The 20,317-nt window shown below is 62.6% G+C and carries 16 protein-coding genes and 1 pseudogene; 7 read left to right on the top strand and 10 right to left on the bottom strand.

Annotation, left to right across the window (positions count from 1 at the left end; translation table 11 throughout):
* Nucleotides 1-4: 4 nt before the first annotated feature.
* The 4 genes and pseudogenes from BLS48_RS25270 to BLS48_RS25255 form a co-directional block, all read right to left on the bottom strand.
* Nucleotides 5-910, bottom strand: a complete 906-nt coding sequence (locus BLS48_RS25270) for an allantoinase PuuE (protein WP_091583710.1) — start codon at nucleotides 908-910, stop codon at nucleotides 5-7.
* Nucleotides 911-943: 33 nt separating this feature from the next.
* Nucleotides 944-2,011: a pyridoxal phosphate-dependent aminotransferase gene (locus BLS48_RS25265; RefSeq protein WP_244529865.1), complete on the bottom strand. Its 1,068-nt coding sequence runs from the start codon at nucleotides 2,009-2,011 to the stop codon at nucleotides 944-946.
* A gap of 332 nt (nucleotides 2,012-2,343) precedes the next feature.
* Nucleotides 2,344-2,739, bottom strand: a pseudogene (locus tag BLS48_RS25260) (alpha/beta hydrolase); the annotation flags it as partial.
* Between the two features lie 62 nt (nucleotides 2,740-2,801).
* Nucleotides 2,802-3,572, bottom strand: coding sequence for an alpha/beta hydrolase (locus tag BLS48_RS25255; protein WP_091583708.1), 771 nt, complete (start codon nucleotides 3,570-3,572; stop codon nucleotides 2,802-2,804).
* A 212-nt stretch (nucleotides 3,573-3,784) separates the two neighbouring features.
* On the opposite strand from BLS48_RS25255, the gene BLS48_RS25250 reads away from it, so the two are divergent.
* The 6 genes from BLS48_RS25250 to BLS48_RS25230 all read left to right on the top strand — a co-directional run bounded on the left by BLS48_RS25250 (nucleotide 3,785) and on the right by BLS48_RS25230 (nucleotide 10,676).
* Nucleotides 3,785-4,747 carry an AraC family transcriptional regulator gene (locus BLS48_RS25250; RefSeq protein ID WP_167365243.1) on the top strand — a complete coding sequence of 321 codons (963 nt, stop codon included), beginning with the start codon at nucleotides 3,785-3,787 and terminating at the stop codon, nucleotides 4,745-4,747.
* A complete protein-coding gene (locus BLS48_RS35985) occupies nucleotides 4,737-5,093 on the top strand; it encodes a hypothetical protein (protein WP_143019505.1) in 357 nt (118 codons plus the stop codon). The genes BLS48_RS25250 and BLS48_RS35985 overlap by 11 nt, the downstream gene beginning before the upstream one ends.
* A gap of 184 nt (nucleotides 5,094-5,277) precedes the next feature.
* The gene (locus BLS48_RS25245; protein ID WP_091583702.1) at nucleotides 5,278-7,827 is read left to right on the top strand and encodes a caspase family protein; all 2,550 of its coding nucleotides are present in this window, start codon (nucleotides 5,278-5,280) and stop codon (nucleotides 7,825-7,827) included.
* Nucleotides 7,828-7,841: 14 nt separating this feature from the next.
* Nucleotides 7,842-8,132, top strand: coding sequence for a hypothetical protein (locus BLS48_RS25240; RefSeq protein WP_091583699.1), 291 nt, complete (start codon nucleotides 7,842-7,844; stop codon nucleotides 8,130-8,132).
* A gap of 191 nt (nucleotides 8,133-8,323) precedes the next feature.
* Nucleotides 8,324-9,424, top strand: a complete 1,101-nt coding sequence (locus BLS48_RS25235) for an OmpA family protein (RefSeq protein ID WP_091583697.1) — start codon at nucleotides 8,324-8,326, stop codon at nucleotides 9,422-9,424.
* 7 nt (nucleotides 9,425-9,431) lie between these two features.
* Nucleotides 9,432-10,676 carry a caspase family protein gene (locus BLS48_RS25230; protein WP_091583694.1) on the top strand — a complete coding sequence of 415 codons (1,245 nt, stop codon included), beginning with the start codon at nucleotides 9,432-9,434 and terminating at the stop codon, nucleotides 10,674-10,676.
* 48 nt (nucleotides 10,677-10,724) lie between these two features.
* Here BLS48_RS25230 and BLS48_RS25225 read toward each other — a convergent pair whose 3' ends face one another.
* Nucleotides 10,725-11,300 (bottom strand): DUF6931 family protein, encoded by a 576-nt coding sequence (locus BLS48_RS25225; protein ID WP_208604674.1) that lies wholly within the window; start codon nucleotides 11,298-11,300, stop codon nucleotides 10,725-10,727.
* Nucleotides 11,301-11,482: 182 nt separating this feature from the next.
* Here BLS48_RS25225 and BLS48_RS25220 point away from each other — a divergent pair, with 182 nt between their 5' ends.
* Nucleotides 11,483-12,019 carry an OmpA family protein gene (locus BLS48_RS25220; protein ID WP_091583688.1) on the top strand — a complete coding sequence of 179 codons (537 nt, stop codon included), beginning with the start codon at nucleotides 11,483-11,485 and terminating at the stop codon, nucleotides 12,017-12,019.
* A 114-nt stretch (nucleotides 12,020-12,133) separates the two neighbouring features.
* On the opposite strand, the gene BLS48_RS25215 is transcribed toward BLS48_RS25220, so the two are convergent.
* The 5 genes from BLS48_RS25215 to BLS48_RS25195 all read right to left on the bottom strand — a co-directional run bounded on the left by BLS48_RS25215 (nucleotide 12,134) and on the right by BLS48_RS25195 (nucleotide 20,192).
* Nucleotides 12,134-13,756, bottom strand: coding sequence for a caspase family protein (locus tag BLS48_RS25215; RefSeq protein WP_091583685.1), 1,623 nt, complete (start codon nucleotides 13,754-13,756; stop codon nucleotides 12,134-12,136).
* Between the two features lie 213 nt (nucleotides 13,757-13,969).
* Nucleotides 13,970-16,300, bottom strand: a complete 2,331-nt coding sequence (locus tag BLS48_RS25210; protein ID WP_091583683.1) for a M23 family metallopeptidase — start codon at nucleotides 16,298-16,300, stop codon at nucleotides 13,970-13,972.
* Nucleotides 16,297-16,707 carry a DUF1036 domain-containing protein gene (locus BLS48_RS25205; protein ID WP_167365241.1) on the bottom strand — a complete coding sequence of 137 codons (411 nt, stop codon included), beginning with the start codon at nucleotides 16,705-16,707 and terminating at the stop codon, nucleotides 16,297-16,299. The genes BLS48_RS25210 and BLS48_RS25205 overlap by 4 nt, the downstream gene beginning before the upstream one ends.
* A gap of 108 nt (nucleotides 16,708-16,815) precedes the next feature.
* Complete coding sequence (locus BLS48_RS25200) at nucleotides 16,816-19,413, bottom strand: serine/threonine-protein kinase (protein ID WP_091583681.1); 2,598 nt, start codon at nucleotides 19,411-19,413, stop codon at nucleotides 16,816-16,818.
* A 5-nt stretch (nucleotides 19,414-19,418) separates the two neighbouring features.
* A complete protein-coding gene (locus BLS48_RS25195; protein ID WP_091583678.1) occupies nucleotides 19,419-20,192 on the bottom strand; it encodes a PP2C family protein-serine/threonine phosphatase in 774 nt (257 codons plus the stop codon).
* Nucleotides 20,193-20,317: the final 125 nt, after the last annotated feature.

Here is a 20,317-nt window from a genome sequence, read left to right as displayed (position 1 = left end):
CTCCTCAGCCGCCGAATCGGTCCAGCCAATGCTGCGCAAGGTCGGAGCGGCGGCAGATCCAGATGTCGGGATTGGCCTTGATCTTGTCGAGGAAGCGGGCGAGCCCGACGATGCGGCCCGGCCTGGCCGCAAGCCGGCAGTGCAGCGATACCGTCATCATGCGCTGCGTCCGCTCGCCTTCGGCCAGAAGCCAATCCACCCCATCGCTGACATATTCGAAGAACTGGCTGCCGGTCTCCAGCCCGGAGCCACGCGAGAACCGGCTGTCATTGTTGTCGAAACTGTGCGGCACGACCAGATGCCGCTTTGGGCCGACCTCGACGAAGTAGGGCAGGTCGTCATTGTAGTCGTCGCAATCGAACAGGAAGCCACCATGCTCCGCCACCAGCCGGCGCGTGTTGAGGCTGGGCCGACCGGTGTACCAGCCGAGCGGGCGAATGCCGGTCAGCCGCTGGACTGTGTCAAAGGTCATCGCGATGTGCTGGCGTTCCTCGTCCTCGCTTAGCGGTGCGTAGTCGATCCAGCGCCAGCCATGGCAGACGACATCGCTGCCGAGCGCCGCGATCGCCTTGCCCGCTTCCGGATTGAGCTCCAGCGCCCGTCCCACGACGTAGAATGTCGGGATGATCTCCTTGTCCTGGAACAGTGACAACAGCCGCCAGACGCCGACGCGTGAGCCGTATTCGTAGAGCGATTCCATATTGCGGTTGCGCAGGCCCGGCACCGCTGGCGACACGGCAAGGTCCGACAGGATCGCCTCGGAGACGCCGTCGCCTTCGCCGATGCTGTACTCGGCGCCTTCCTCGTAGTTGACGACGATGTTGAGCGCCAGTTTGGCGCCACCGGGCCACGCGGCCGAAGGTGGCTTGTCGCCATAGCCGATGAAGTCACGGGTGGGCAGGTATGGCATCTCTCAACGCTCCCTCGAATGCGGTCGCCAAAACTATCCGCCGTGCATGTCGATCAGTATGCGCAGTGCCTGATCCATTGTCTCTTGCGGGCCGACCGTCGCGCGCAAACAGTCCGTGAGGCCGTAACCGCCCAGGCCGCGCACAATGATATCGGCACCGCGCAAGGCTCTCTCGGCTGCCTCCGCGGCGGCCGCGTCGGGGAAGCGGATCAGCACGAAATTCGTCCGGCTTTCCGGTACATCATATCCGTCAGCCCTCAGGTCCTGCGCGAACCGGTCGCGAATCCTGGCCGTGCGGGCCACCGTTTCGCGCATGTAGCCCTCGTCCTCCACCGCCGCGACCGCCATCGCCAGGCTTGCGGTGGTGACCTGGTTGGAGTTCTGCATCTTGCGCACTTCGGCGGCGACCGAAGGCGGAAACAGCCCCCAGCCGACGCGCGCGCCAGCCAGGCCATAGGCTTTGGAAAGCGTGCGCAGCACGACGGTATCGCCGCGTGCGACAAGCGCAAAGACAGGCCGTGGGTCCTGGTCGTCGAACTCGCCATAGGCCTGGTCGATCACGAGCAGCACATTCCCGCGCAACGCGGCGCGCAAGCGCAGCAGTTCGGCGTTGCGGATGCGGGTGCCGGTCGGATTGCCCGGATTGCAGACGAAGACGACCCGCGTTGCCGGGGTGACAGTGGCCAGGATGCTGTCGACCGAAACGGCGAAATCCTGTTCCGCGGCCCTGACATAGACAGCACCGGTGCGAGCCGCCGCGGAGGCCACGAAATTATAGGCATAGGAGGTGCCCAGCACCTCCTCGCCTGGCCCCGCGAACGCCGCGATGGTGCAGCTGATCAGCTCCATTGAACCGGCGCCGCACAAGATCAGGTTGCGCTCGACCCCATGGGCTTGCGCGATCGCCTCGCGCAGTGCCGTCCAGTCCGGGTCGGGATAGAGATGGCTACGGGCAATCGCGTCCTGGCCAGCGGCGATCGCCTTGGGGCTGGGCGGAAAGGCGCTTTCATTCTGAGCAAGGGTTGGCCGGTCGTGGCCGCCGAAATTCGCGAGCGCGAAGGCAGACATGGCCTCGATGTGAGCTGCGGCTTTCAGGGCCACGGCGTGGGAATCTGGATGTAGGTCATCTCGCGAACTACCTTGGTCGGACGGGCTCATGGCCAAGCTACAATCCGCCAGTGTGTTCACAAGCAAAAACTAAGCGCGCAATGGCTCCAAAATTCTGGCCCTTGTTGGGGCTCGGGACGCGTAGTCCGCGCGAGAGCGGAAGAAAAGATGACGGTACTTTGGACCGGTCGCGAAAGTGGATATGCGCAGGCTGCGGAGAAATATCGACCGATCCTTTGCGCGCTATGCTTTTTTTGACGCGGGCGGGTTTCAACGTTCCGGGTGAAGGAACGGGCTGGTGACGGGGACCAGGTCGTCGTTCCACGCTATTTGCCGTGGCCCGCGGCGGCCAGGATCAGGTCGGTGATCTCTTGCGGATGCGAGATGAGCGACAAATGGCTCGCCTTCACCTCGATTGTCGTCGCTCCCATGCGTTTGGCCATGAACCGCTCGAGATCCGGATCGATTGTCCGGTCCTCCGTGGATACGGCATAGAAACTCGGCTTCGACCGCCAGGCCGCGTGCGTCGTCTTGCCCGTCAGTTGAGCCTTGTGGAGCGACCCCTGGACTGCATAGAGAATTTTCGCCTTCTCTTCCGGCAGGTCGCCGGCGAAATCGCGCAGGAATGCTTCCTCGGAAAGGCGTCCTTCGTCGCCGTCAAAGACGATGCCGGCCGTCGCATAGGTCTTGGCCAGCGCCGTGTAGTCCTCGCCGGCGCGAGGTGTTCCATAACCGCTGACCACGCGTGGGCGCTCCCGGCACGAAAGCGCCGGGAGCGGCAGCGTCACTTCACGAGCGCGGCCTTTTCAATCACAGCGGCGACTTCCTTCGCATGGACGACGAGTGAGGCATGGCTGCCAGCGACCTCCGTCGTCCGCGCTTTCATCCCGGCTGCGAAAAACTTCTGGGCCTCGGGAGCGATTACCTTGTCCTTCGTGCTGATCACATAGAACGTCGGCTTGTCGCGCCAGGCAGCGGTATCGACCGGGGCCTCGAACGCCGTATGGTTCAGCGGGAGCTGATGGTTTGCCAAGGACTCGGCGATTTTCGGGGGAAGGTCGGCCGCGACGGCCGAAGGAAACACCTTGGGATCGATGTAGAGGTTGCCCTTGTCATCAGGATGAATCGCCGCGGTGCCTTCGGTTGCCGGACCGCTCTTGGCGAGGGTCGCCAGAGATTGACCCACGTCGGGCGCGAATGCGGAGACGTAGACCAGCGCCGAGACCTTGGGATCGTCACCGGCCTGCGTGATGACCACGCCGCCCCAGGAATGGCCGACCAGAACGGTCTTGCCGTCCTGCTTCGCCAGCGCCTGTTTGGTGGCATCGACATCCGCGGCGAGCGACGTGAGCGGATTTTCGACGAGCGTTACGTTGTAGCCCTTCTTCGTGAGTATATCGGCAACCGGCTTCCAACTCGTCTGGTCGACAAAAGCGCCGTGGACGAGCACGATATTGTGCGCCGCCCCTTTAGGCAGTTGAGCTGATAGGGCGGGGGCGGCAACTGTTGCTCCGGCCATGAGAACGGTGGCGACGGAGAGTAGAAGATTTCGCATTGGTTGCTCCTGTTGAGATAACGGACGACGCGGGTCCGGGGAAGGGCAGGCGTGTCGGCAACAGTCGCAGTTCTCCCATCTGCCGTTCGGGTGATGGTTGCCGCGCGACCGGTTGGCTGACTTGCGATCAACTAGTACGTGGAGCATTTGGACGTTAGGCCTCAATCGTCCGAATATTGTGTCTGACCGTCCGTCGTATTAACATCGGAAAGATGGACATCCTCGCTGAAGTGCTCGATAGCGTTCGTTTTGGCGGAACCTTGCTGTTCCACTTCGAACTCGGCCATCCCTGGAATCTCGCGTTGCCAAAGCGCCCCTATGCCCTGTTCCACTATCTCAGCCGTGGTTCGGCTACCCTCGCGCTTGAACAAGGACGAGAGCTCCACATGACCGAGGGCGACTTTGTTGTCGTCACGCGTGGCGAGCCCCATGTGATTTACTCGGATAGCCAGACGGAGCCGGTACAGATTGTCGACATCGATCGATTAGGCGGGCGTCTTGGCCTGGTTCGTCATGGAGGCGGCGAGCAGCCGCTCGCGACGATGATCTGTGGTAATTTCACTGTGGCACGGCCGTCGCGCGGTAGCGTTTTGGAATTGCTTCCCCCCCTGCTTCTCCTGAAGCCGACGGAAGACGGAGGATGGCTCGAGGCGATCTTGCAACGAATGGTGAGCGAGGCGGCGTTCGAGCGTCCCGGACAAGGCGTCGCGCTCTCACGTCTGACTGAAGTGCTCTTCGTCGAGGTGTTGCGAAGCTGGATCAAGTCGCTCGGCCCCGGAGAAGGCGGGTGGTTGGGGGCGATGGCGGACCCGCACATAGGACCGGCACTTCAGTTGATCCACGAACGACCGGATCGGTCCTGGACGCTTGGCGAGCTCGGGCAAAACGTGGGGCTTGGTCGGTCGGCGTTTTCGGCTCGCTTCACCAAGCTCGTTGGCGAGTCCATGTACCGTTATCTGATCGCACGCCGGATGTCGGAGGCCGCGTTTCTGCTGGAAACAAGCGACGACGGGATTGCACGGATTGCGACCCGGGTCGGCTACGAGACCGCGGCCGCATTTTCGAAGCTGTTCCATCGACATCACGGCCTATCGCCTGGCCGTTACCGAGCGGCTCGCCGCTCTAACGGGAGCCGAAGGCAAGGGGACGTTCTGGAAGTGGAAGTTGCCAGTTGATCTCGAGCAAGCTGACGTCCCTTGCGGTTTCGTCATCTTCTTTGGTCTGGGTGGACGCTTTGGAATTACAACCACCGACGATAACGGTATTTTCTGCGACGATCCGGTGAACCAGCGGCGATGGATGGGCATTTGGATCCTGTATCGCGCGCTCCTCCAGGAGCGCCTGCTCCGCACGGCCCGGAAGCTTCTTCGACGATCTTGGTGCAGGCGGCAGTTCGGCATAGAACCGCTCGCCCGGCCGACGGGTCATTCCATGACCAGGACCGGCAACTTCGGTGCCCCCGTCGCTGGATTTGAAGCTTGGCGGGTGCGTCGGTACGGACAGCTGCGCCGGCGCATTTGACACTCATTGCGGATGATCCGGCTCTGAGGTATTTTAGACTTCACTCAGACGATGAATGTGCCCGCTGTAGCGACGGCCTCTTCACTCTGTTCGTGTCTCGGCGGATTGTGAGCTCTTTAACAGACCTTGATGCCGCAACCTGAGAGCTTGTGGTCGTCAGGTAGCGACGGTTAAGGCAGTTGCCATGCTCCGACTTTGCGGATTCATTGCGGTCGTTCTCGTCGTGGCCTTTACGACGTTTGATGCGTCGGCCGATCGAAGGGTCGCCCTGGTGATCGGCAATTCCGAGTACCGGGAAATCCCTGCCCTCAAGAATCCGGACAAGGATGCCGAGGACGTATCCAGGACGTTTCGGCTGGCCGGTTTCGAAGTGTTCGTCGCCAAGGATCTCACGAAACTGCAGTTCGAGGAGCAGTTCCGCAACTACCTCGCGGCGGCGGACGGTGCCGATCTAGCCGTCGTCTACTATTCAGGTCATGGCTTTCAGATCGGTGGCGAAAATTTCCTGATCCCCGTGGATGCCTCGCTGAAGAATGCGGCAGACATAGAGGTCCAGGCGGTCAAGCTGGACGATGTGCTCGAGCAGTTGCGCTCGAAATCGAAGATCCAGGTGATCATCCTCGATGCCTGCCGCAACAATCCGTTTCCGCGCAAGGACTATTGGCTGAGGGACCAGTTGATCGCCGCGGGCAACACCGGCCTTGCGCAGGTCAAAAGCTCGCTGAACACGCTGATTGCCTTCGCCACCGAGCCGGGCGCGGTTGCCTATGACGGAGCGGGTGATCTCAGCCCCTTCTCATCCGCCTTCTCCCGCCGCGCCCTGGCTCCGAACCAGGAGATACGCACGGTCATGGCCGCGGTGCGCCGCGATGTGGTCGACGCCACCGACGGCAAGCAGGTTCCGTGGGAAAACTCCTCGCTCATCGACGAAGTCGTCCTCATGCGCCGCGCCAGCCGGCCCTCGCTGCCGCCGGTCCTGGAGAAGGTCGTGCCGTCCGGCGTCGGCCCGGTCGCCCTGGATCTGCCGGAACCGGTCGACGTCGACGGCGGAGGCATAACCGTCAGCATCGAAAGGCCGCCGGCGCTCGGACGCCTGATGCTGGACGGCAAGCCTGTCGAGGTTGGCGAGCAGATCCAGGGCAAGGACCTGCCGCGTCTGCAGATGGATGTGCCCAAGGGGGGCGCCGCGCAGGACGAGGTGGATATGCTGGCCTATGCCACGCATGACAATTGGGGCGGCCAAACCCAAGGCATCCTGGTGTTCCGCGTCAAGAGCGGCGAAGGCGCTCAGGGTGAACAGATTGTGGCCTCGCTCGAGGCCGAGCAGAAGCAACAGGTCCTGGAGCGCGGCATCCATATCACCGGCGCCGCCGAGGCGATCGAAAACCGCGAGATCAGCGTCCCGGTCGGAGTAGGCCCGGTTCCGCTGAAGCTGGATTTCCCCACAAAGGATCCCTCCGTCAGCCTGAAACTCGCGAGCTATCCGGCAACGGGAACGCTGTCCCTGCCGGATCGTGCCTTGTCGCCGGAGTCGAGCCTGATGGCGGATGAGGTCGACAATTTGCGCTACGAACCCCAGATCGGTGCCGCCAAGCCGGTCGAGGTCGGCTTCGAGATCCGGGCCGACAGCAGCTCGTCCAAGCCCGCCACCATGAAGCTGTCGCCAAGCGTCGATCCGTGCGACCAGGCTGCCGGCGAACCTCTCGACCTGCAAGGCGTCGTTCCCGGCCTGCTGCCGAATGAAATCGGCGCCAGCGCCGTGGATGTCTGCCAGGCGGCGGTGAAGGCTTATCCGGATGTGCCGCGCTTCCGTTACGAACTCGGACGCGCGCTGCTTGCGTCCGGCAAGGTCGCGGAAGCCAGGACAGCCATAGAGGACGCCGCCAAAAAAGGGCACGTGCGCGCCGTGTTCGAACTCGGCTACATGTATGCGACCGGAACCGGTATGCCCATAGACCGCACGCAGGCCAACGCGCTTTACAAGGCCGCAGCCGCCAAGGGCGATCCCTACGGCATGATGGCGTGGGGTCGCGCCTTGTTCAACGGCTACGACGTTAAGCGCGATACCGACGGTGGTCTCGACCTGCTACTCAAGGCGGCGGCAATGGGGCACACCTATGCCATGAACGAGCTTGCCGCCATCTTCACCGAGGGTCGCAATGGCGTGACCGCCGATCCGGCCCGCGCCGTTGCCTTCCTGCAGGCCGGTGTCCAGCGGCAGGACATGTATTCGATGAACCTGCTCGGCCGTAATTATCTCAGCGGCCAGGGCGTCGAGAAGGACCCGAAGACGGCTCTGGCCCTTTTCCAGAAGGCCATCGATCTTGGTCAGCCGTATGCTCCGGCCAGCCTGGGGCGCATGTATCGGGACGGGGTAGGCGTGGAGCAGAACCTCGCCGAAGCACAAAGGCTGTTTGAACTTGCAACCTCGCGAGGCGATCATTCCGGTGCCTATGATCGCGCGGCCCTCGAAATGGCAAAGGGGGACAAGGCCGATCAAGCCACTGCCGTGCGCTTCCTTGCATTCGCCGTCGCCCTCGATCTCCGCAAGGAACTCCCGGGCGCCTCGACGAGCCTGGCAAAATTCGGGGCGAAGCCGAAAACGGCGGCATTGAAACAGCTGCGCCAGGAACTCAAGGCGAAGATCCCTGCATCCGGTTCGCTGGACACTCAACTGGTCGAGGCGGCCAGGGGGGTCTGGGAAGAAGCCAATCCACGTCGGGACTTGTTTTAAGCAACGAGGAGGCAATGGTGGGCAGGGCATTGAAGCAAGCATTCATCGGAACAGTTCTGTCCGGCGTTCTGGCGGGGCTCATGGGCTGCACCTCTTTCGTACCCAAAGTCGAGCCTACGCCACAGCCGACGAAGCAGCGGAAGGTCATTCGTACGACGCCTGCGACAAAGGTGGTCAAGCGCAAGAAGGTTGTCGTCAAGAAACTGACAAAGCCAGTCGAGGAAGCCCCTGAAAAGCCTCCTGTCATTCCCGCTCTTGGTGGCGGCAGTGGTGGCGGGGGCTCGGCCGGAGGCAGCAGTTGGTGATGAGCTTGCCGAGCTAGAGCTTGGGATGTGGCCGGAAGCGACCAACGACAGAGGCACTAGGCTGACCTCCGAATGACGACACGTATTTGCGTCGATTCTCCTGCATTCTCAAGATTTCCGCGCCTGCTCGCCAAGCAGTCGTAAGTGCTCTATGCTCCCGCCCGATGTCGTGTCCTGGGCAGGGGCGTTTCATGTTCGAAGTCGTCGCATTCTGGTGGAAAACACGGTCTGGAGGCCTCACCACAAGGGCTCCTGGCCTGATCGTCGCGTTGCTGCTGTTGCTCGGATCGCAAGCCGCCAGCGCCGCGCCGAACTGGACGCTCGATCCCACCGCTTCGGTGCTCACCTACCAGTCGGTCAAGAAGAACACGATCGTCGAAACCAACAAGATCAGGAACATCGCCGGCACCCTCAGTTCGGCGGGTGATGCCAAGGTCACGTTCGATCTCAATTCGGTCGATACGGGCGTCGATCTGCGCAATGTCCGCATGCGCTTCCTGTTCTTCGAGACATTCAAGTTCCCGACGGCCGAGCTGACGGCGAAGGTGGATCCCGCCGCATTCGCCGATCTCGCGACAAAGCGCAGGGTGAAGGCAACCTTGCCTTTCCGTCTCAATCTGCACGGCGTCGACAAGGACCTCGAGGCCAGCATCGTCGTCACCATGATCAGCGATAACATGGTGTCGGTCGCCTCGGAGGCCCCGGTGGCTGTCCATGTCGAGGATTTCGGCCTGCTGCCGAACGTCGACAAGCTGCAGCAGGCGGCCAATGTCACCAACATCGTGCCCACCGCGTCGGTGTCGTTCGACTTCGTCTTCACCGCCGACGGCAGCAAGCCGGCCGCCACCCAGGCCGCCGCGGCGAGTTCGGCCGAGGTGGGCCCGGTTGCCACCGATGCCGCGAAGGCGAATTTCAGCGACGAGGAGTGCCTGAACAGGTTCGCCGTGCTCTCGCGCACCGGCGCCATTTATTTCCGGCCGGCAAGCGCGCGGCTCGATACCCAAAGCCGCCCGCTGCTTGCGGAGGTGGTTGGTGTCGTCAGCAAGTGTCCTGGCCTGAAGGTCGAGGTCTCCGGACACACTGATTCCGATGGGTCGCCTGTCGAGAACAAGCGTTTGTCGGAGCGCAGGGCCCAGGCGGTTGCCGACGCCATTGTTGCCGCGGGCATTCCTCGCACGCAGATCACGGCGACCGGCTACGGCGAGGAGCGGCCCGTTGCCGCCAACGACACGCCCAAGAACAAGGCGCTCAACCGGCGGATCGAGTTTTCCGCCAGCAAGCTCGTGAACTGAGGTTCCGGTGAGGTCCCATCTGATCGTCCGTTGCTGTGGCCTCTTTCGCGCTGCCGGCCTTGCGGCGCTCGCCTTGCTTCTGACTTTGACGATCGCCAATGCGGAGCGCCGCGTCGCGCTTGTCCTCGGCAACTCGCAGTACCAGCACGCGGTGCCGCTCACCAATCCGGTGCGCGACGCCCAGGCCATGGCTGAACGCTTGAAAAAGCTCGACTTCGAGGTCGTTTCCGGCTTCGACCAGACCAAATCGCAGACGCAGGCAACGATTGCCCAGTTCGCAAAGCAGGTGCGCGGTGCCGATATCGCGCTGTTCTTCTACGCCGGCCACGGCTTGCAGGTTTCGGGCAAGAACTATCTGCTTCCGGTCGACGCCGCGCTGGAGGATGAGACCTCCCTCGACTTCGAGGCCGTGTCGGTTGATTTTGTTTTGCGCCAGATGTCGCGGGAGACCAGCATAAGGCTGGTGTTTCTCGACGCTTGCCGCGACAATCCCCTTGCCGAGGTGCTGGCCAAGACCGCGGGCGTCAACGGTGCAAGCAGCGGCCTTGCCGAGATCCCGATAGAGAATGGTGGCGCCGGAACGCTCGTCGCCTTCGCCGCCAGCCCCAATCAACTCGCCTATGACGGCTCGGGCGAACATTCGCCTTTCACCGCGGCACTGCTCCAGCGCATCGGCGAATCCAACGTCTCCATCACCGAAGCGATGAACAGGGTGACCAGCGACGTCTTCAAGGCAACCGACGGCAAGCAGCGTCCCTGGATCAATGTCTCGCTGACCACTGAGGTCGTTCTGCACAGGATCGATCTCAACGCGCCATTGATCGTCGGCGAGGCGAGCCCACTTCCGGCCGAAGGCGCCTCCGACGCGCGCAACACCGGCGCGGCAGGTGCATCAGGCCAAGGCGACGACCAGCTTGCGCTCGATGTGCTGCGCCAGAAGATCCCCAAGCTGGCGTCGGACGCCCCGATCCTTTTCGACCATCCGATCGATTTCGGCGATCCGGCAATCGACGGCAAGAGCATCGCCCAGCTGATCAAGGGCAAGCCCCTCTTCAGCCCGGTGGAGGGATTGGACAAGTCGGTGTGGGAGGGCAAGCACTGCGACGGCTGCCACGAATGGAACGAGGCCCGGCTGTGCGATCAGGCGAAGAATTTCGCCGCCAACGATGTCTCTGTCCTGCGCTTGCAACATCCGCTTGGAACACGTTTCAAGGTAGCACTCGCCAAATGGGCTCAAGGCGGCTGCAAGTAGGGCAGGAAGGTGGGGGCATCCATCCCGGTTTCCGTCGGGATGGAGGCTTTAATACGCATCCGCTGATTGGCGTGCCTCGATCTCGGCCATCTGGATGCCCATCTCGACAAATGCGGAAAGAACGGCAAAGCGGTCCGCGAGCGCGACACGCGCCAGCCCGGCCAGAACACCGGCATTGACCGCATGGGCGGCAGGAAATGGGTCCAAGGCCGATACCGTCGTCGCGGCCATGGCCGAACCATTGTCACGCCACCCCGCAGCCAGCGTTATCCAGCCGACCGGCGTTGTCGGCGGCGTCGCCGCGGCCGTGCTGACCGCGGCCCGATGGCGTGGGCTGTCCGGTTCACCCACCCAGTCGCGAACAAGCGCGAGCAACTCGTGATCGGTCCCATCGAGCAGCTCGCTCAGATGGCTCAGACATTCATGCGCCCACCAGACCGCGGCCCGATCGGGAAGCAGGTAGGCACAGAACGTGATCGCCTCCTCGGGAACGCGCCCGGCGAGGAGGTCGCGGCAAAACGCGATCGAGTGCTGGTCGGTTGGAAGGGTACTCATGTCCCGGGCAACAGCGGGACAAGCCATGAAAAGATCCCGTGCCGTTTTGAATCGGAGCCCATTGGCCATGATCGCCACGCTTTCATCGAGGAGCCTTGGCCACTCAAGCCTTAGGCGCGGCGCGGGTCAAGTCTCAACCGGTCACACGGCAACAACTGCCGGCATCGCTGTATCCCCCAGCGTTTATCGACAGACAATTGCCTCGGAATTTGGTAACATTAAAACCAGATGCTCAAACAGGAGGAGCCGCTATGCAGTGGGGCAGTTCAGCCTTTGTGTTGGCGGTCGTGTTTTTCTCGACCCACGCTTCCGCCGACCCTGTTCAGAAATCAGAAGACATCGTGAAGTTTTTTACCGGCGCGGCCGATCTCGGCAAGACGCGAGGAATTTGTGTCGGCACCGAGGAGGAGTGCAAAAGCAAGACCAAGGCAAAGGACGCGCCGGCAGAAAAATCCAGCCTCGACATGCTGATCAATTTCGGGCTGGATTCGGCCGAACTCGACAACACTGCGCGGGCGGAACTCGACGAGTTCGCCAAGGCGCTGAAGGACAGCCGGCTGAGCACGTTCAACTTCGTCGTCGAAGGCTACACCGACGCCACCGGCACGGTGCACTACAACGAAGGCCTGTCGCAACGGCGCGCGCGATCGGTGGCAGCCTTCCTGACGGCCAGCGGTATCGACGCCGCTCGCATCAACGCGATCGGCATGGGCGAAAAGAATCCGCGCAGCCCCAACCCGTACGACCCTTTGAACCGCCGCGTGGAAATGCGGATAAAGACGCAATAGCTTGCATAAGGACAAAGTTTCCCAGGGCGCCGCACGCGGTCGCTGCCACGAGCGTCGCAACGACTGCGTTTCCAGGTTGGGTTCAGGTCGAACAGGCCTGCAAACGCGGACCTGTCAGTTCTTGAGCACTCCGCCCACAGCCACACCGGTGCCGAAGATCAGCGCCTTGGTGAGGAAGTCGTTGTTGTCCTGGGGCGGCGGATCATCCTGCCGCACCACGGTTTCGCGGTTACGCCGCTTCTGAACGACCTGCTGTTGTTTGCGGGGTCTCTGCGCCGCCGGCCTCTGCGTGCGGACTGTCTGCGCCACCTGTTTTTTCGGCTGCGCCGCGCGGGCTTGATCGGCAGCGTATCTGGCGCGCACGGCCTCCATCATCGGATCTGTCTGGATCACGAGGAATGCCAGTTGTTCGCGCGTCAGATAGGTGGTCTGCGGCAGGCCGTTCTTCCCTTGCCAGATGCCGATCGCCTGCCGGGTCTGCGGGCCTATGTTCCCGTCGATGCGCCCAAGCTCGTTGCCCAACGCTTCGATGCGCAGTTGCAGGTCGATGCGACCCTGACGATCGAGGCCGATTGCACTTTCCGTCAACTCGGTGCCTGGCGTTTGCTTCACCTCGTCCGGAACACCGACCGAGGTGCGCACGGCGGAGCCGGAACTGGCGTTCGCCTGATCCGCATCGAGTGCCGCGACCTGCCGGTTTTGGGCTTTCGGGTCGTTCAATTCGTCGATGTTCAGTCGCGCCACGGTGGCGAAGCGACCGTTCGGAAACTGGTCGAGATAGGCCTCGTAGAACGGAATTGAATTGCGCTTCGAAGCCTCATCCCAAAGGCGTTGCTCCACTTCCCAGGAAGGAGGATCACTGGCAACCGGCGCAGGAGCGGATGTCGGCGCGGCGTTCGATGCATCGGCCACCGGTTTTGCAACAGGGGCCGCCGCCGCGGGTTTTCCCAGGAAGACCTCACGTCCCAGCGATGCGTTGTGCCAGGGCCTCTGGCGACCTTGCGTGGTTTCGGTCACTTCGCCGCGCACGCGCGTCAGCGCGCTCTGAATTTCGACGCCAGGTTCGGTCAGGTGCCTGGCGAGCGCCGTTGAGTAAGGACTGTCGACCCCGTTGCCGTCGAAAGCTATGGCGCCCGGATCCGTTGCATAAGCTATCAGGAGGCCGCCAGTTCCGACGCCGTCCGATCTTGCTTCGACCGGCGCGAGACCGGTGCCCAACGAGGTGGAGCGGCTCTTCGGCAGGGAGGCGGCCAGCGTTCTTGCCAGCGGATTGTCGCGGCAGGCATCGAGGATGATGACCCCAACCGCCGGGTCGGGCGGTAACGCAGCCATGAAGTCATCGATCTGGATGGTGCGGGTCTTGAGATAGGCCGGCGACGTCAATTCGGCGTCGACCGGTATCAGGTAGTTCTTGCCGTCGACCTGCATGCCGTGACCGGCATAGAAAATGACCGCGAGGTCCGCGTCGTAGGATTGCTCGGTGAACCGGCTGATGAGGCTGTGCATGCCTGCATTGTCCTGATCGACCCCCTCGATCACCTCGAACCCGGCATTGCGCAGCGTCGATGCGATGAGGTGGGCATCGTTGGCGGGGTTGGGCAAAGTGACCGCATGGACATATTTGCTGTTGCCGATGACCAGCGCGACGCGCTTGGTGTCAGACCCGGCAGCCTCGGCGCCGAGCGCGGCAAGGAAGAACAGGATAATCCCGCTCAGAAAGACGGCAAACGCTTTCATGGACCAGCCCTCCGCCCACCAGGGCGCACTATTGATGTCTGCGCATGCTAAATTTCGTCAGCGACAAAGTCGCTTGTGCCAAAAATGGCTCCTGGGCGTATGTGATCTTGACCACAGTCTTGGTTCACAAAGGACCCGAAAAAAGTTGCCTATGGTAACACTTGGCAGCAGGAGCACCAATGGTCCGAGGGATTGATGCAGCGACGGGCAGGTTCAAATCGTATTCTGAATCGAGCCTATGAGGGCCGTGACGGCCTGCTTGTATTTTTCGAACTCCGGCGATGTCTGCCGGATCTCCGTGGTCGTTGCCTGCGGGCTGACGTCGGTGGCCACACCGGTCAGCTTTTGCCCCATCTTCCTTTCTGCCCAGTCCACCACATAGCTGGCTGTCTTGCCGGTGAGAAACGGGTTGGCCTGGATGACGGCCGACCCCAGCACGGCGCTCAGTTGCGACGAACCTGGCGCCGACAGCACCTGGTGCGCGCCTTCCATTCCCAGGAAATGACAGAGATAGAGCCGGCCGGCCGTGATCTGGTGACCGCGCGCCCGAAGATAGGCCTCGCCTTCGCGCGCCAGATTGCGCACCATCTCACGCGAGATCGTGGCGTCGTAGCGCAGAGCGAGCAGGTCGGCGGTCGACAGCGTGCGCGCGAGTTCCGGGCGATACGTATTCATCATCCTGATCCAGGTCTTCGTTATGAACTGGCCGGCGCCGGTGGCTGAAGAATTCGGGTTCTTGGCGCGAGCGCTGCCACCACTCTCGACATGAACGATGCGCTCGGTGAGCGTCTCGACAGCGGAATCGCTCGAGGCGACCGCGGTAACCGTGCCCAGCGGATCGATCGCCTCGCCATTCTGATAAAGTTCGAAATGTAGGTGCGGCCCGGTCGAAAGGCCGCTGGTGCCGATGTAGCCAATGATGTCGCCGGCTTTCACCTTGGTGCCAACACCGGCCGCGATTGCAAATTTCTGCATATGCGCATAGCGCGTCTCGCGCCCGTTTCCGTGCGAAATCTTCACCAGATTGCCATAGCTCCCGCCATCGCCCTGGAAGGTGATCTCGCCATCGAAAGCCGCTGTGATCGGCGTGCCCACGGGAGCCGCCCAGTCGACGCCCTTGTGGATGCGAACGGTCCCGAGGATCGGATGCTTGCGTGGCCCGAAGGTGGAGGTCATGACCCCGTTGACCGGCGTGACCATGCCGTTGGTGACTGTCAGCGAGCGGACCTGATCGTCACCCGTAACGCACGCAAACTGGCCGTCGCTCTGCTGGAAGACGAAACACTCGAGGCTTTTTTCGGTGCCCTGGACACCCACATACAGCACCCGCCCGGCACCTTCGTCCTTGCCGCGCGGCGTCTGTGAATAAATCAGCACAAGACGCTGGTCCTCGCTTGCAAAGGCGTCCAGATCCTGTCCTCTCGAGAGATACATGATCGCTTCGCCGATCACACCGGTAGGAACATTGTTGCGGGCCGCCGTCGAATAGATCGCGTCGAGCAGACGATATTGCCTTTTGTGCGTGCCTCCCTCCTGTGCGCCCGAATAGTTGAACAGATCTTCGCGGACCCAGGGATCGACGCCCGACACGAACGCGCCCGACGCGTTGCGCGTCAGCGTGCCGACAAACACGTTCTTGGCGTAGATCGAAACCTGCATGAGGGACATCGTGGTCGTCTCGCGGTTCGGCCGGAATCCGCGCATCGCAACGACATAACCCGCCTCCAGACCGTCCCGGTTGAAAAGCACCTTCAGGGCCTCGCCCGCCAGCTTGGCATCGTCGGCGGAGAAATGCGCATCGAGTGCAACGCTGTCCAGACTGCGGTCGTTGAGGATCTTCACGAACGTGTCTTCGGTCGCCTCGAACCGCTGATACTCATTCGTGACGACCGCGACACTCGTGTTGTTTTCGATCTGGGTCTTCTGAAATGCGGGAAGGGCCGCGTCGCCTGCATCGATTGTCTCACCCCAACCGGCTTCGGGATTGTCGGCGTCCGCCTGCGGCCCCGAAGCCGCTGCGGGTTCCCCTGCGGCTGGCGGTGGCTGAAGATCGTTCTGCAGATCGCCGGACGGCGCGGCAGCGGTCTTTCGTTGCGCCTGGAAGAATGCGAAATCCTCCTGCGTCGACGGTATCGTCGTCATGAATTTTTCGCTGGCGCTAAGCATGACGTCGGACAGGATTTCGATCTGCGGCGAAACCCCGGCCTGGTCGAGTTCTGCCGGGCGCGGGATCTCGCGGCCTTTCGTTGTGGCGCCAGCATCGGGTGCAAGCGTGATCCACATCGGGTCCCCGGCCAGGTCGATGATGGCGGGCACATAGACGGATGCATCGGCCGGCACATCGTCCACTCCTTCGACCGCGTGCAACTCCTCGTCTTCATCACCGAACGACCAATAGTCCGCGGTGAGGTAGAAACCGGCGGCGATGGAAAGCAGGGCAATCACAGCGAGACTGGCGAGGAGCCTGCGCCAAAGCGTGCGCTTGCGCAGCGCAGCGCGCGCCTGCTTTTTCTGCTTGAAGCTCGTGTCGATACTGTGCGTCACGGATTGCTTCCGGTCAGGAAGAAGGTCCACCGCACCTGTTCAAGCGTATCGACTTCGAGAAATTGCGCCGCGATATGGCCGCGCTGCCAGCATTCGTCGATGCCGCGGATCGAGAAACGTCGCCGCTCGATGCACATTTCGGTGGATCCGGTGAGGATCGCGTGGCCGAAAACGTCCGTTGCATAGATGTAGATGTAGCGGTTCGTCAGTTCCTCGCGGATGACGTTCACGCATTGATTGGCGCCGATGGTCCACCAGCCGTCGGTCTGGTCCGCATTGTCGACCCTTTGGCCGACGGCGAGATTGACGACGTCGAGTGTCTGGTTGCAGACCGTGAATTCGGCGCGCGCTTCGCCGGATGTCAGCACGGCCAGCAGGGCCGCGCCCGCCATGACCGCGAGCTTCATGCGGCCCGTCAGGGCAGGCAGGGCTCGAACCGGATCACGCTGCCTTGTGGGCAGGCCGGCGGACGAGTGAGGCAAACACGCGCGGCGGAGTTCCATCGGGCGCCCATGCTATCCGCCGAGCCGGAAATACTTGGCTGTGGCCGAGAACTGGGATCCGTCGGTCTCGATTTCCTCGAGTATCTTGGGCAGCAGCACCGAGGCTGGCGTGGGCGTGGAGAACGCAGCCGCCTGAATATCCTGGGGGCCCGTGATCACCATTATGATCTGCGGCACTGCCTTTCCGGCGGCCTTGTCGGCGGCGCCAAGACCAATCGGGATGCTGAAGGTGGCCTTATCCGATTGTGCGACGATGCGGTCGTCGAGATTGAACACCATGCCTTTATGATCGATCAGCAGCACGCTGGAAATGAGTCCGCCGCGCGTCACCAGCGTGCCGCCGATCGGCGAACCGTCCGGCACCGATGTACGATCGAGGACAAGCTGCGGCTTGTCGGCCGCGGTCTGCCCCAGAAAGCGCAGGAAGTTGGTGACCTCGCATTGGCTTGGTTCAATGAGGCGGACGCTGATGTCGGGTTCGACATGGAATTTTGCCTGGAAATCGCCCAGCATCCGCTCGAATGGCTGGACCGCCGTGCCAAATCCTTCGATCGCGGCGGCGTTGTCGGTTGCCGACGTCATGGTCGCATAGAAACAGTCGCCGCCGCCGAAGTCGCGAACCCAGGAGACCTGTTGCGCGATGTCGTCGACGACCGGGGGAATAGCCGGTTTGGGCACGTTCAACGCGACGACAGGTTGGTCCGGCTGTTTGGTTGTCGGTGACGCGGCCTTTTGGCTCTCGGTGTTCGCGACATCCGTCTGGCTTGCGGTGGGTTTGGGCGCCGGCGCGGCCGCCTTGGGGATGGCCGGCTGGCTGATCTTTGGTTGTGGTTCGGGCTTTTGGCTCTCCACGACCTCTGGCTGGGCCGGCGGCGGCGTTGAGGCCTTCTCGGCCGCTGGCGGGGCTGGAGCGGCCGTCTCAGGCTGCGGAGCCGACATTTGACTGTCGCTGGACATCTTATCCGGCTGGATTGCCGGCGATGCCTTTTCGGGCGGCGGCTGCGCGTCGGTTGCGGAGGGCTTCGGAGGTTCCTTGGTTTGCGGAGGGACAGTGGGCTTCGCCGGCTCCGGCGTTTGCACGGCCTTGGCTTCTGCCTGGCTTGCAGCCGGGGGCGCGCTCGCCTCTGTTTGCGGTTGCGCTTTCGTTGCCGGCGGCTTCGGAGGTTCCTCCGCCTGCGAGGGCTCCTGGGCCGGCTTGGCCGGCTGTTGCTTTTGAGCCGCCATGGCATCTGGCTGATTTTCAACTGGCGGCGCGACGGCCTCCGTTTTCGGCTGCGCGGGTGGTACTGCCTTTGCCGGCTGAGGGGCGTTCGCGACATCGCCCGTGGGAGCCGGCTTTGACGTTTCCGGTGCAGCCTTTGACGGTTCCGGCGCGGAAAGCGATGTCTTGCCGGCGGTCGGCGTCGCAGGTGTCATGAAGCCGCTGAGATAAAGGCCGGCACCTGAGGCGACAGCCAGCGTCGCCAGGGCAGCGATCGCGATGGTTCGGGTCCTTGTGGGTTTTCCAGGTGCATCCGCCGTGACCGCGCGTGGAGGGCCGGCGACCGGCGAAGGCCGCGGTTCGGACAAATGCACGGGCCGCACATGCTGGACGAAGCGTTGCCCACCTGAACCCGTTGCTGTTGCGGCATCGTGCCCTTCGACACTGGATGGCTGGGTCTTGACCCCGGAATCAGGTGCAAAGGTTTCCCCGGTTCGCGGCAAAGCCGGCCGTTCGCGGGGTGTCCTGGATGTCGGCGGCGTTGTTGCTTCGTCTTCGTCACGCGTCATCCTGGCGATTTCCGCCATGCTGACCGGCCGGTCTTGCGGATCCGGTTGCAGCATGGCTTCAACAATGCCACGAAAATCGTCGTCGATGCCGGACAGATCAGGCACGGTCCGGCGCTTTTCGATGATCTCGAACTGTGACCCGCTCATGTCGATCGGTTTCCCGCGCAGAGCGGCAGCCAGCACCAGCCCAAGGCTGTAGATGTCGGACTGTTCACTGACGTCGCCGCTGTACAGCCCGAGCTGTTCGGGTGAAACGTAGTTGTACTTTCCCGCGAATTTGCCGCCGATCAGGGTCTCCCCGCCCACGGTCGCCGATCGCGCGATACCGAAATCGATGATCTTTGCGCGGTCGACCCGGCCCCCTGGCAGGATGATGTTGTCCGGCGAGAGGTCGCGATGAATTGCTCCCGCCTGATGCACGGCGCTCAGGCCGGACGCGAGGCGATGGCAGAGCTTGCGCACCTCGTCCGTCGGCATCGGGCCACGTCGCATGATGTCGAACAGCGACTCGCCGTCGACGAATTCCATGGCAAGGTAGGGACGGCCGATCCCGGGATCGATCGTGAAGACGTGGTATCGCACGACCGCGTCGTGCGACAGGTGGTTGAGGATCGAGGCCTCCTTGCGGAACAAGGACAAGATCGTCTGGTCACGGGCAAACTCGGGCAACACGATCTTGATCGCGACGTGGTCGCCGGTCTGGATGTTGTGGCCACGGTAGACCTCGCCCATGCCGCCGAATGCGATCCGCTCGTCAAGTTCGTAGATGCCGCTGAGCTGCGTGCCTACGGCGGTGTTGGCCACCTGCGGCGATATTCGCGTCTTGTCGTCGGCGCTCATCAGCCTCAGCCCTCCGCTCTGGACAGATCAGGGTGGAGCGATCGCCCATTGCGCCCGTTTCCGATCTTCACCAGCACAATGGTGACATTGTCTGTTCCGCCCCGCGCCAGCACCGTTTCCAAGAGATTTTCGCACGCGGCCTGAGGCGTTGCCGACACCACCGCCGCCTCGATCTCCGCATCGGTGACATGCGCCGTGAGCCCATCGGTACTCAACACAAAAATGTCCCCCGGCATGAGTTCGCCTTGCTGGAAATCGATGACGAATTCGTCGCTGACGCCGACCGCGTGCGTGATGACGTTGCGGCGTGGCCAGGTGAGCGCTTCGGCCGCGCTGATCATGCCTCGATCAAGGAGCTCCTGCACTTCGGTGTGGTCCTTTGAAATCTGCGAGATCGAGGCGTTGCGGATCAGATATACCCGACTGTCGCCCGCCCACAGGCAGGCAAATCGTCCGTCCATCGCCAACAGGGCGGCGACGGTGGAGCCGATGGTTATGCCGCGTGCCTCGGATATCCTGCGGATATCGGCATTGGCCCGGCTCAGCCTGTCCTCGAAGCGCGCCCGCAGATCCGGAGCGGAGCTTGCGATGCCGATCGTCGCCAGATGGTCGACAATGCTGGCCGAGGCGACCTCTCCGGCCTCATGCCCGCCCATTCCGTCGGCCACCACCCAAAGACCGGTTCGTGGCTCGACCAGATAGTTGTCTTCATTGTGCTCACGGACACAGCCTTTGTGGCTCACGCCGAAGCTCTCAAAGGGAAGGGCGACGTCGTTCAATTTGCCACCAAGCGCTTCTCAAGCGCCCTCTGCGGCGCACCGCCGCGTGCCTGCTCGAGCCACTTTGCCACAGGCTCGAACATTAGAGTATCGAAATCAGGGTCTGGGCGCCCGGGCCCCGCGGA

The sequence above is a fragment of the Mesorhizobium qingshengii genome, assembly GCF_900103325.1.
Classification (GTDB): domain Bacteria; phylum Pseudomonadota; class Alphaproteobacteria; order Rhizobiales; family Rhizobiaceae; genus Mesorhizobium; species Mesorhizobium qingshengii.
Note: the sequence above shows the minus strand (reverse complement) of the source record. Positions and strands in the feature narration are given on the sequence as shown.